The sequence below is a fragment of the Hylemonella sp. P2_B10 genome, assembly GCF_056404875.1.
Window position 1 is genome coordinate 1,406,651 of the sequence record NZ_JBFUDE010000001.1, and the last position, 11,658, is coordinate 1,418,308.

Annotated in this window: 9 protein-coding genes; 1 reads left to right on the forward strand and 8 read right to left on the reverse strand. The window is 68.2% G+C overall.

What is annotated here, in order from left to right:
* Positions 1–120 precede the first annotated feature (120 nt).
* Positions 121–981, reverse strand: a complete 861-nt coding sequence (locus AC1DX2_RS06595; protein ID WP_477195489.1) for an SDR family oxidoreductase — start codon at positions 979–981, stop codon at positions 121–123.
* A 140-nt stretch (positions 982–1,121) separates the two neighbouring features.
* Between AC1DX2_RS06595 and AC1DX2_RS06600 the strand changes: the two genes are divergently transcribed.
* Positions 1,122–1,613 carry a winged helix-turn-helix transcriptional regulator gene (locus AC1DX2_RS06600; RefSeq protein ID WP_477195490.1) on the forward strand — a complete coding sequence of 164 codons (492 nt, stop codon included), beginning with the start codon at positions 1,122–1,124 and terminating at the stop codon, positions 1,611–1,613.
* Here AC1DX2_RS06600 and AC1DX2_RS06605 read toward each other — a convergent pair.
* The 7 genes from AC1DX2_RS06605 to AC1DX2_RS06635 form a co-directional block, all read right to left on the reverse strand.
* Positions 1,610–2,059 carry an HD domain-containing protein gene (locus tag AC1DX2_RS06605; protein ID WP_477195491.1) on the reverse strand — a complete coding sequence of 150 codons (450 nt, stop codon included), beginning with the start codon at positions 2,057–2,059 and terminating at the stop codon, positions 1,610–1,612. The genes AC1DX2_RS06600 and AC1DX2_RS06605 overlap by 4 nt on opposite strands.
* Before the next feature lie 10 nt (positions 2,060–2,069).
* Complete coding sequence (locus AC1DX2_RS06610; protein ID WP_477195492.1) at positions 2,070–3,065, reverse strand: MBL fold metallo-hydrolase; 996 nt, start codon at positions 3,063–3,065, stop codon at positions 2,070–2,072.
* A 164-nt stretch (positions 3,066–3,229) separates the two neighbouring features.
* On the reverse strand, positions 3,230–4,255 hold the full coding sequence (locus AC1DX2_RS06615; RefSeq protein ID WP_477195493.1) for a diguanylate cyclase domain-containing protein: 1,026 nt from the start codon (positions 4,253–4,255) through the stop codon (positions 3,230–3,232).
* Positions 4,256–4,391: 136 nt separating this feature from the next.
* On the reverse strand, positions 4,392–5,843 hold the full coding sequence (locus AC1DX2_RS06620) for an efflux transporter outer membrane subunit (RefSeq protein ID WP_477195494.1): 1,452 nt from the start codon (positions 5,841–5,843) through the stop codon (positions 4,392–4,394).
* A 29-nt stretch (positions 5,844–5,872) separates the two neighbouring features.
* Positions 5,873–9,121, reverse strand: a complete 3,249-nt coding sequence (locus tag AC1DX2_RS06625; protein ID WP_477195495.1) for an efflux RND transporter permease subunit — start codon at positions 9,119–9,121, stop codon at positions 5,873–5,875.
* Positions 9,122–9,182: 61 nt separating this feature from the next.
* Positions 9,183–10,421, reverse strand: coding sequence for an efflux RND transporter periplasmic adaptor subunit (locus tag AC1DX2_RS06630; RefSeq protein ID WP_477195496.1), 1,239 nt, complete (start codon positions 10,419–10,421; stop codon positions 9,183–9,185).
* A gap of 194 nt (positions 10,422–10,615) precedes the next feature.
* Positions 10,616–11,548, reverse strand: a complete 933-nt coding sequence (locus AC1DX2_RS06635; RefSeq protein WP_477195497.1) for an alpha/beta hydrolase — start codon at positions 11,546–11,548, stop codon at positions 10,616–10,618.
* Positions 11,549–11,658: the final 110 nt, after the last annotated feature.

Sequence of the window (11,658 nt, forward strand, 5' to 3'; positions counted from 1 at the left end):
CCCGATGTCGCTGGGGCGCGTGGCGGAGCGAAGTCAAGGAGGAGGGCCGCAGGCCCGGGGGACATTCGCGTAGCCACGCGCACCAGAGGCGTCGGCAGCCAGCCAACCGGCAACGCGCGTCTACTGCGCCAGCGCAACCTTCACCAAGTCAGCCAGTGGCGTACTGGGCCGGCCAATCAACCCGCGAAGCGTGGCACCCTCGCCCTGCAACGCACCGTTAGCAGCAGCGGCATCCGAATCCGCCAGCAACTCAGCGAGCTCCTCGGGCAAGCCGGCGCCCAGCAGCGCGGCCTTGAAGTCGGCTTGGCGCAGGTTCACATAGGGCACGGTCTTGCGGGACTGGCGACTGATCTCGGCGGCCAACTCGGTTAGCGTGTAGCCGGGCTCACCGGCTAGTTCGTACACCTTGCCGGCTTGTGGCTGGTCGCTGGCCAGCACAGCGGCGGCGGCCGCTGCGTAGTCGGCCCGTGCGGCGGACGAGATCACACCCTCGCCCGCGCTGCCGATGAACGCGCCATGCGCCAGCGCCGGGGGGATGCTGGCCAGGTAGTTCTCGGTGTACCAGCCGTTGCGCAGCAGCGCGTGCGGCAGGCCGGACGCCTTCAGCAGCGCTTCGGTTTCGCGGTGTTCGGCGGCCAGGCCGATCTTGGACGTGTCGGCGCGCAGGATGCTGGTGTACACCACCAGGCCCACGCCGGCCTTCTTGGCCGCGTCCACCACATTGCGGTGCTGCGGCAGACGCGAGCCCACCTCGCTGGATGAGATGAACAGCAGCTTGTCAGCGCCCTGGAAGGCTTTCTCCAACGCCTCGGGCTGCGTGTAGTCGGCCTGGCGCAGTTGCACACCCAGCGCAGCCAGGTCGGCGGCCTTGGCGGGGTTGCGCACCACGGCGGCGATTCTCTCCGCCGGCACGCCCTTGTTCAACAGCTCGGCCATCACCAGCCGCCCCAATTGGCCTGTGGCCCCGGTTACAACGATCATTTCCAACTCCTTCGATCAAGTAAAAACAGACAGAACGAAGTTTGCGGTTTAAACTTACTTTTAGTAAGTACGCACGCCAAGGTAAGGTACGCACACCGATGTAAGTGTTACCGTGCGGGCGCGCCGCCAAGGAAACCGCCATGCCGCAAGCCGCCAAACCCACCACCGCCCGCAAGCCCGCCCCAGCGCCCCTGGACGCCCCGCCTGAAGCGCTGACCACCAAGCTGCGGCGTGGCGACCTGATGGCGCCGGAATGCCCCTCGCGCGAGGTGTTGAAACACGTGACCAGCCGCTGGGGCGTGCTGGTGCTGGTGGTGCTGCTGGACGGCACCGCGCGCTTTTCCGATTTACGCCGCTCGGTGGGCGGCGTCAACGAGCGCATGCTGGCGCAGACGCTGCAATGGCTGGAGGGTGACGGCCTGGTGCTGCGCACCGCCTACCCGGTGGTGCCGCCGCATGTGGAATACAGCCTGACGCCGCTGGGCAAGGAGGCGGCGCTGAAGGTGCAGGCGCTGGCCGACTGGATTGAAGTGAAGCTGCCGCAGATCACGCGGCTGCAGGCGCGGGTGGCGCAGGCGGCCCAAGCCGCCGCGGCGCCTCGGCCAGGCGTGGTGCGGCACCGGATGCGTTAAAGACCGGCGGGACTGACGGCTGGCAGCGCCGCCAGCAGCAGCTTGCGCACCGCTTTGTACTCCTCCAGCCGCGCGAAGTCCTTGTCCGTGGGGTTGGCGATGCGGCTCAAGTCCATGTTCTCGGCGTTGTCGGCCAGCTTCACCTGCAGCGCCACCGGGTGTTGGGCAGCGCGTGCAGCGGCCTGCATGCGGGTTTCGCCAGGGCGCTTGGTCAGCGCGTCCACGGCCTGCAGGACGGCAGCATCGAAGCCCTCAGCGGCCAGCTGGTCCAGGGTGACCGGCGTGTCCTCCACCACATCGTGCAGCACGCCGGCCATGCGTTCGTGCGCACCTTGCAGGCGCAGCATCACGCGCAGCGGGTGCAGGATGTAGGGCTGGCCAGCCTTGTCGGTCTGGCCAGCGTGAGCCTCTGACGCCATGGCGATGGCGCGTTCCAGCGTGGACATGGCGGGCGCGTCAGCAGCCCGCCGTGCACTTGGCGTTGGCGTCGAACTCCATCGTCTTGCCCGACAGCGGCACATGCACGGGCACCTTGACGGCCTTGATAAAGGTGTCCGTCTTGTTGCCGGGAATCACCTTGCCGTCCTTGGTGCCCACCTCATTGGCGTGCGAGGCGATCACCGCGTTGGGCTTGACCAGGTCGTTGATGACGTAGGCGGCCTCTTTCGGGCCGGTGGTGAAGCCGTCGCCGATGTTCATCACCGCCAGCTTGGCCTTGTAGTGGCCATTCACCACCTTGTCCTGGTCGGCGGTGATGCCGGTGTCGCCCGACAGGTAGACCACCAGGCCGTTGCTGAAGGTCAGCACGTAGCCGGTGGCCAGGCCGACGTCGCCCCAGATGCCGTTCTCGGCCATCTGCTTGCCCAGGTCGCCACTGATGTAGGCGGGGTCCAGCCCATTGCTGTGCAGCGCGGCCACGGTGGCGACCTTCACGCCGCCCACCGTCACGCTGCCGCCAAAGCGCGCCAGCCGCACATTGGCCGGGTCGCCGCCATTGGCCTTCAGCTTGGCCTGGAAGAACTGCGGCATGTCGCTGCCCACCACGATGACCGACTTCTTGGCCAGCGCAATGTTCACCGACAGCGAGTTGGGCAGCGCCGACACCGAGGTGTCGGGCTTGTCGCAGGAGCCGGCGTTGGGCTCCTTGTTGTGCGCATTGCCCAGGTGGTCGCCGTGCATGTGGCTGACCAGCAGGATGTCGATCTTGCCCAGGCGCGGGTCATTGGCGCCGGCCACGGTGCGGCCAGCGTCGTACAGGACGCGGGTGCCGTTGGGGTCTTCAAAGACCAGGGCGCGGTCCTGCGGACAGAACTCGCCCTCGATGCCGCCCAGCGGCGTGACCTTGACGCCGCCGGCCGCCAGCGCCGGCAGCGCCAGCAGCGCGGTTGCGGCCAGGCAGACACCAGCCAGCAAGGTGCGGGGCGTGCCAGTGAATGTGTGGTTTCTTGTCATGCTGCGTCTCCTGGGTGATTGAGCAGCGCAGAAGTTAGCACAGAGCGGGCGCAAAGGGAATGGAACAAACGCACAGCACCCCGCAGGCCAATAGGAAGTGCGAGTGAACGCGCGTTGAGGTGCGAAGGCAGCGCCGGCTCAGATCAAGGCGGCGGCGCCTGGGATCAAGGCAGCACCGACTCCAGCGGCGCCGGCTGGGTGGCCCGCGTCGCGCGCTTGGCCGCGTACATGCGCTGGTCGGCAACTTCCAGCAGCTCGTCCAGCGCAGTGCCGTCCTCGGGGTAACGCGCCAGGCCCAGGCTGGCGCTCAGGTCCAAGGTGGTGCCTTCAAACTCCAGCGGTGACGCGATGCTTTGCCGAAAGCGCTGCAGCGCGCCCTCTATGCCCTCTGGCCCCTGCTCCACCTGCAGGGGTGTGAGGATGATGCCGAACTCATCGCCCCCCAACCGGGCCACGGTGTCGGTCTTGCGCGCGGCAGCCTGCAGCCGCAGCGCCAGGCCCCGGATGGCGGCGTCGCCAGCGCGGTGGCCGCAGGTGTCGTTGATCTGCTTCAGGCCGTCCATGTCCACCACCAGCACGCCGGCGGGGCTCTGGTCGCGCTGGCTGCGCGCCAGCACGCTGCGCAACCGGTCCATGAAGAGGGCGCGGTTGGCCAGGTCGGTCAGGCTGTCGTGCGTGGCCTTGTGGAACAGGCTGTCCAGGTCGTACTTGGTGGAGTAGTACATGGCCGCGGCCACCACTTCACTCAACAGCCCCAGCAACGCACCGTCTTGCTCGCTGAACTTGGCCGGCTGGGCCGACATGGCCTTCAGCACCCCCACCGGCGTGCCCTTGTGCAGCAGCGGCAGCACGATCATGGAGCGCAGGCCCACCTTGCGGCAGGCCTCGCGGTCCACGCGTCCGTCGGTTTCAGAGTCGTCGCAGCGCAGCACCTTGCCGGTGTGCACGCACAGGCCAGTCAGGCTGCCCGAGGCTTTCAGGCGCAGCCCCAGGTGGCCGGCGGCAATGCCAGAGGCCGCTCGGTAGACCATGTCGTCTTCCTCGGCCAGTTCGATGGCGGCGCCATCGGCCTGCACCAGCGCCAGCGTGCGCTCCACCACCAGGGCCATCACTTCGCCGAGACCCAGGCCCAGTTTGGCGATCTCGGTCTGGACGTTGATGACGTCCAGCAGCTTGTAGTCCAACGCCATCACAACCCCAACGTGTTATCGTTATTCTTCCCCGGTGCGGCTGATTTTTGTGAGACCGCTATGTGTACGCACGTAAGCTTATCACCGCCGGGCGGGGGTGGCCAAGGTTTTACCAAATTGACACAGGCGCCCGGCGTCAGGCGCCCTCCCAGCCCCCACCCAGCGCCTTGATCAGCCCCACCGTGGCCTGGTACTGCGCCACGCGCACCTGCAGCGCCTGGCGGCGGTTGAACAGCTCGCTGCGGCGGGCGTCCAGCAACTCGATCTGGCTCACCAGGCCGTTGCGGTAGCGCGCGTCCGACAGCACGGTGGCGCGGCTGGCCGCCTCCACCGCCCGGCCTTCGGCCTGGGCCTGCTCGTGCAGCAGGCGCAGCGAGACCAGTTGATCCTCCACCTCGCGCAGCGCGTTCAGCACCTGCGCCCGGTAGCCCACCAGCGCCACATCCAACTGAGCAGCGGCGCTGTCCACGCCGGCCTGGCGGCGCCCGCCGTCAAACAGCGGCAGGCTCAGCAGCAGGCCGGCGCTCCAGGCCTTGGCCGAGCTTTTCAGCAGGTCGCCGGCCTCGGTGGAGGCAAAGCCGCCCACCGCGGTCAGCGACACATCGGGGAACCAAGCCGCCTGGGCCACACCCACGCGCGCCTGGGCCGCCAGGATGCCGTTTTGCGCCGCTGCCACATCGGGCCGGCGCGCCAGCACCGTGGCCGGCACGCCAGCCGGGATGCCGGGCAGCTTGGCCGTCCAGTCCACAGACGGCAGGCTGAAGCTGGAGGCGGCCTCGCCCACCAGCACCGCCAGTGCATGCTCCAGCGTGGCGCGGCGGCGGTCCAGTGCCAGCGCCTCGGCCTCGGTGGCGGCCAACTCGGTGCGCACGCGCGACACGTCCAGCTCGGCCACGTCACCGGCGCGCCAGCGCGCCTCGGTCAGCTTCAGGCTGGTCTGGTGGGCCTGCACGGTCTGGCGCACCAGGGCCCTCTCTTCGTCCAGCGCGCGCAACGTGAAATAGGTCTGCGCCACATCGCTCTGCACCACCAGCCGCGTGCTTTGCAGCAGCGCCAGCCGGGCCTGCGCGTCCTGCTGCGCCGCACTGCTGGCCTTGGCCACACGGCCAAACAGGTCGGGCTCCCAAGAGACACCCAGGCCAGCGGTGGCTAGCGTCACCGGTCGCATGCCGTTGGCCGTGTTGGCACCAGCGGCGCGGGTGGCACCGGCGCTGATGCCGGCTTGCGGGTACTGGGCGGCACTGGCGTCCACCACCAGCGCGCGCGCCTGGGCCAGCCGGGCGCCGGCCTCCTGGATGCTGGTGTTGCCAGTCACCGCGCGGGTGACCAGCTCGTCCAGCACCGGGTCGGCAAAGGCACGCCACCACTGGCCGCGGTCTTGGGCCTCGGCCGGGGCAGCCACGGTCCAGCGGGTTTCGGCTTCTTTGAAGGCAGCCGGCGGCGCGGCGGCTGGCGTCACCTGGCTGGGCGGCACCGAGGCACAGCCGGCCAGCACCAGGGCGGCCAGCAGCGGCAGCAGCGCGCTGCGCAGGCCAGGGGTGCGCGCGCCAGCGGCGCGGGCGGAGAGTGGGTTGCTCAAGGTGGTCATGTCAGTCACCTGGTCAAGGGATGTTGGAGTCACAGCTTGTCGTCCATCGGTGCGGCCGGCAGCGGGCGCACGCTGGCGCCGCCACCCTGCGGCAGCGCGGGGGTGTGCGGATCGGCATCCGCCGTCACCCCGCCGTGGTGGCGCAACGGCTTGTTGCCGGTCAGCGCGCGCAGCACGACGTAGAACACGGGGGTGAGGAACAGGCCGAAGGCCGTGACGCCAATCATGCCGGCGAACACCGCCACGCCCATGGCGCTGCGCATTTCGGCGCCGGCACCGGTGCTCAGCACCAGCGGCAGCACACCCATCACGAAGGCCATCGACGTCATCAGGATGGGGCGCAGGCGCAGCCGGCTGGCCTCGATGGCGGCTTGCAGCGGCGTGCGGCCGGCAAACTCCAGCTCGCGGGCGAACTCAACGATCAAAATCGCGTTCTTCGCCGACAGCCCCACCAGCACCATCAGCCCGATCTGCGTGAAGACGTTGTTGTCGCCGTGCGAGAGCCACACGCCCGCCATCGCCACCAGCAGGCCGGTGGGCACGATCAGGATGATGGCCAGCGGCAGCGTCAGGCTTTCATACTGCGCGGCAAGCACCAGGAACACCAGCAGAATGGCCAGCGGGAACAGCAGCAGCGCCGAGTTGCCGGCCAGGATCTCCTGGTAGGTCAGCTCCGTCCACTCGTAGGTGATGCCGGCCGGCAGCGTCTCCTTGGCGATGCGGGCCACGGCCTCCTGCGCCTGGCTGCTGGAATAACCCGGCGCCGGGCCGCCGTTGACGTCTGCCGACAGGTAGCCGTTGTAGCGCATGGCGCGTTCCGGCCCGAAGGTGGGCTGGATGTTCATCAGCGCCGCCAGCGGCACCATCTCACCATTGCTGGCACGCACCTTCAGCGCACCCACGTCTTCGGCGCGGGCCCGGAAGGCCGCGTCAGCCTGCACACGCACAGAGTAGGTGCGGCCAAAGCGGTTGAAGTCGTTCACATACAGGCTGCCCAGGTAGGTCTGCATGGTGTCGAATACCTCGGTCACCGGCACGCCCAGTTGGCGCGCCTTGGTGCGGTTGATGTCGGCATACAGCTGCGGCACGTTCACCTGGTAGCTGGAGAACAGGCCGGCCAGCTCGGGCGCCTTTTGCGCCTTGGCCATGAAGGCCTTCAGCGCCGCGTCCATCGCCTCGTAGCCCAGCGAGCCACGGTCTTCCAGCTGCAGCTTGAAGCCGCCGGTGGTGCCCAAGCCCTGCACCGGCGGGGGCGGGAACATCATCACAAAGGCGTCCTGGATCTGCGCATACTGCGCGTTCAGCTTGCTGGCAATCGCCCCTGCGCTCATGTCGGCACCCTTGCGTTCGCTGAAAGGCTTCAGCGTGACGAACACGATGCCCGAGTTGGAGCTGTTGGTGAAGCCGTTGATGGACAGGCCGGGGAAGGACACCGCGTGCTCCACGCCGGGTTGCTTCAGCGTGATGGCGTCCATGCGGCGCACCACGTCCTGCGTGCGGTCCAGGGTGGCGCCGTCGGGCAGCTGGGCAAAGCCGATCAGGTATTGCTTGTCCTGCGCCGGCACAAAGCCGCCGGGGACGACCTTGAACAGCAACACCGCCGCGCCCAACAGCACCGCATAGACCACCAGCGAGGCGCTCTTGCGCGAGATGGCACCGGTGACGCCCTTGCTGTAGCCCTGCGCGCCACGCACAAACATGCGGTTGAAAGCGGCGAAGAAGCGGCCCAGCACGGCATCCATCACCCTTGTGAGCCGGTCCTTGGGCTCGTCATGGCCCTTCAGCAGCAGTGCGGCCAGCGCGGGCGACAAGGTGAGTGAATTGACAGCCGAGATCACGGTGGAGATGGCAATCGTCAACGCGAACTGGCGGTAGAACTGGCCGGTCAGGCCGGTGATGAAGGCCAGCGGCACGAACACCGCCACCAAGGTGAGCGCGATGGCGATGATGGGGCCGGACACCTCGCGCATGGCCTGGTAGGTGGCCTCGCGCGGCGACAGGCCGTTGGCGATGTTGCGCTCCACGTTCTCCACCACCACGATGGCGTCGTCCACCACGATGCCGATGGCCAGCACCAGGCCGAACAGGCTCAGCGCGTTGATGGAGAAGCCAAACAGGTGCATCACCGCAAAGGTGCCGATCACCGACACCGGCACCGCCAGCAGCGGGATGATGGAAGCGCGCCAGGTCTGCAGGAACAGGATCACCACCAGCACCACCAGCGTGATGGCTTCCAGCAGCGTGTGCACCACCGACTCGATGGAGGCGCGCACGAACTGTGTCGGGTCGTAGACGATGGAGAAGTCCACGTCCTCCGGCATGGCCTTCTTCAGGTCGGCCATGGCGGCGCGCACGTCGTCAGAGATCTGGATGGCATTCGACCCGGGTGCCGCGAAGATGGGGATGGCCACCGCGTCCTTGCCGTCCAGCATGGAGCGCAGCGCATAACCGTTGGCGCCCAGCTCCAGGCGAGCGATGTCGCGCAGGTGCGTCACAGCGCCATCGGCCGAGCTCTTGACGATGATGTCGCCAAACTCTTCTTCCGTGGCCAGGCGGCCTTGGGCGTTGATGGACAGCTGCATGTCCACACCCGGCAAGCCCGGCGAGGCGCCAACGATGCCAGCGGCGGCCTGCACGTTCTGCTCGCGAATGGCGCGCACCACGTCACCGGCCGACAGGCCGCGCTGGGCCACCTTCTGCGGGTCCAGCCAGACGCGCATGGAATAGTCGCCCGAGCCGAACAGCTGCACGTCGCCCACGCCCTGCACACGCGCCAGGCGGTCCTTGACGTTGAGCACGGCGTAGTTGCGCAGGTAGGCGGTGTCGTAACGCTTGTTGGGCGAGATCAGGTGCACCACGATGGTCAGGTCCGAAGAGCCCTTGACCGTGGTCAGCCCCAGGCGGCGCACCTCTTCAGGCAGGCGCGGCTCGGCCTGGGCCACGCGGTTTTGCACCAGCTGCTGGGCCTTATCGGGGTCGGTGCCCAGCTTGAAGGTCACCGTCAGCGTCAACAGGCCGTCGGTGGTGGCCTGGCTGCCCATGTAGAGCATGCCGTCGACGCCGTTGATGGCTTCCTCCAGCGGCGTGGCCAGCGTCTCGGCGATCACCTTGGGGCTGGCGCCGGGGTAGTTGGCGCGCACCACGATGCTGGGCGGCACCACCTCGGGGTATTCCGAGATGGGCAGGCCACGCAGCGCGATCAGCCCGGCCAGGAACATCAGCAGCGACAGCACGCCGGCAAAGATCGGCCGGTCGATGAAAAATTTGGACAAATTCATGGCGTTTCCCCTGTTGGGAAGTCTGTTTTGGGGGGTGAGAAACGGGTGTTGGGGCTGAAGCTCAGCGTGCCGCCACCGCCTGGCCGGCCGGGCCAGCCAGCTCGCTGCGCGCGTCCATGGCCACCTTCTGCGGCTGCACCAGCGTGCCGGGGCGAATGTGCTGCAGGCCGTTGACGACCACGCGCTCGCCGGCCTTCAGGCCGCTGGTGACCACGCGCAGGCCCTGCACGTTGCTGCCCAGCGTGACCTCGCGGTATTGCGCCTTGTTGTCCTTGTCCACCACCAGCACGAATTTCTTACTCTGGTCGGTGCTGACGGCACGCTCGTTGATCAACAACGCGGACGTGGCGTGCGACTGGCCCATGCGGATGCGGGCGAACTGGCCGGGGATCAGCTTGCCGTCGGCGTTGTCAAACGCGGCGCGCACGTGGATGGTGCCGCTCTTGGCGTCCACCTGGTTGTCGATCAGCTGCAGCTTGCCCTTGTAGGGGGTGTCGGCGGCCTCGGCGGTGCCCATCAGCACCGGCACGCGCTCCAGCGCCTGGCGGGCGCTGGCGCCGCCGGCGCTGTCCAGGTCTTTCAGCGCGCGCACGATCACCTGCTCGTCGGTGTCGAAGCTGGCGTAGATGGGGCTCACCGACACCAGCGTGGTCAGCACCGGTGCGCCGGGGCCGGCGGCCACCAGGTTGCCCACGGTGACTTCCACCTTGCCGATGCGCCCGCCAATCGGCGCGCGCACCTGGGTGTAGCTGAGGTTCAGCTTGGCCACCTGCGATTGCGCTTGTGCGGCGCGCAGATTGGCTTCGGACTCGCGCATGCTGTTCTGGCGCTCTTCCAGCTCGCGCTGGGCGATGGCGCGCTCGTCCCACAGGCGTTGCGAGCGGGCCAGCTCGCTGCGGGCATTGGCCACGCGGGCCTGGGCGGCGGCCACCTGGGCTTCGGCGCGCTCGGCCTCTGCGGTGTAGGGGGCGGGGTCGATCGTCACCAGCAGGTCGCCCTGGTGCACCAGCGCGCCTTCACGGAAGTGCACCGATTGCACGGCACCGGCCACGCGCGAACGCAGCTCCACCCGGCCCACGGCTTCCAGCCGGCCAGAGAATTCGTCCCAGGTGGTGACGTCGCGCGCGTCCACCGTGGCCACCGACACCGGCACGGCGGGCGGTGCGGCTTCGGGCGCGGCGGCTTGCGCCTTGATGCCGCCTTGCTGGCCGAACAAGGTCACGCCGGCCACCACGGCCACAGCGGCCAGGGCAGTCCACAGCTTGGGGCGGCGGCGCAGGGAAATAGGCAGTTTGTCCATGATGCGAATCCTTGTGAAGTGAGTGATGCGAGAAACCGAAACCAAAAAACAGAAAAAAAGTCCCCTCCACCAGCCCTACGGGCTGGTGAATGTGTGTGCTTGGGTGGGTAGCTGGTGGCAGGCTTCAAGCGTGCAATGGCTGCTGCCCCGTGGGCCTGGCCGCTAACGGCGTGCTGGGCCCATGCGATGGCAGCCTAGCCGCTGGGAAGCGGTGGAGGCGCCGAGGTCGGCACGGGTGGAGGCGCCGAAGTCGGCACCGGCGGTGGCGGTGTGGCCGGGTGCATGAAATCCTTCAGCTGCGCGCGCACGGCATCGCCGCAACGGCATTCGCCGGCGTATTCAGGCTCGGTCAGCGCTTCGGGCCAGCCGGTGGCCTCGCCCATCAGCGCGAAGCGTGCCGGCACGCCGGCCTGCTGCAGGCGCTGCGCATAGCGCTGGCCTTCGTCGCGCAGCGGGTCATCGGCACCGGCCAGCACCAGCGCGGGCGGCAGGCCGGCCAGGCGGCGCACCAGGCCGGGCACGGCATAGGGATGCTCAGCGTCCATGGGGTTGCGCAGGTATTGCTGCCAGCCGCTGCCCCATTTGCATTCGGTGGCCTCGCCCAGCATTTCGCGCAGCGAGGCGGTGCCCACGCACGGGTCCAGCATGGGCGTGACCAAAATCTGCCCGGCCAACGGCGGGTGGCCGTGGTCGCGCGCTACCAGCGCAATGGCGGCGGCCAGGTTGCCACCAGCTTCTTCGCCGGCCAGGTAAATGCGCGGCTGTGGGCCGGCCAGCTTCACGCGCTGCTTGTAGGCCCATTGCAGCACCGCGTAACCCGCATCCACCGCCTGCGGGAACGGGTGGGCGGGTGCCAGCGGATAGTCCACCGACAGCACCACCGCGCCGGCCTCGGCCAGCAGGCTGGCAATGGCGGCGCCAGAATCCAGATCACCCGACACAAAGGCGCCGCCATGGAAGTGCAGCACCAGTGCGCCGCCGCCACCCGTGCGCTTGCTGCCGTATTGGCGCAGGCGCGGCAGGCCGGGCTGGGCCGGCAGGTCAACACCTTGCACGGCCGCAGTCGGCGGCGTGGCCTTGCCGGCCTTGGGGGCCGTGGTGGAGGGACAGGCAATATTGGTTTTCACGATGAAGAGAATGTAAGGCGTGTTGTTTGTGGCGTAAATAGGCCTTTTTCCACCACACTGTTTCCAAACGGATAACAATAAGGCCTGTGGCTGGGCCCACAATCCGTTTG

Coding starts and splice junctions, on each gene's coding strand:
- AC1DX2_RS06615 (WP_477195493.1), bottom strand. CDS start 4,255: ATGGCGTTGGACTACAAGCTGCTGGACGTCATCAACGTCCAGACCGAG.
- AC1DX2_RS06600 (WP_477195490.1), top strand. CDS start 1,122: ATGCCGCAAGCCGCCAAACCCACCACCGCCCGCAAGCCCGCCCCAGCG.
- AC1DX2_RS06605 (WP_477195491.1), bottom strand. CDS start 2,059: ATGTCCACGCTGGAACGCGCCATCGCCATGGCGTCAGAGGCTCACGCT.
- AC1DX2_RS06620 (WP_477195494.1), bottom strand. CDS start 5,843: ATGACCACCTTGAGCAACCCACTCTCCGCCCGCGCCGCTGGCGCGCGC.
- AC1DX2_RS06630 (WP_477195496.1), bottom strand. CDS start 10,421: ATGGACAAACTGCCTATTTCCCTGCGCCGCCGCCCCAAGCTGTGGACT.
- AC1DX2_RS06595 (WP_477195489.1), bottom strand. CDS start 981: ATGATCGTTGTAACCGGGGCCACAGGCCAATTGGGGCGGCTGGTGATG.
- AC1DX2_RS06625 (WP_477195495.1), bottom strand. CDS start 9,121: ATGAATTTGTCCAAATTTTTCATCGACCGGCCGATCTTTGCCGGCGTG.
- AC1DX2_RS06610 (WP_477195492.1), bottom strand. CDS start 3,065: ATGACAAGAAACCACACATTCACTGGCACGCCCCGCACCTTGCTGGCT.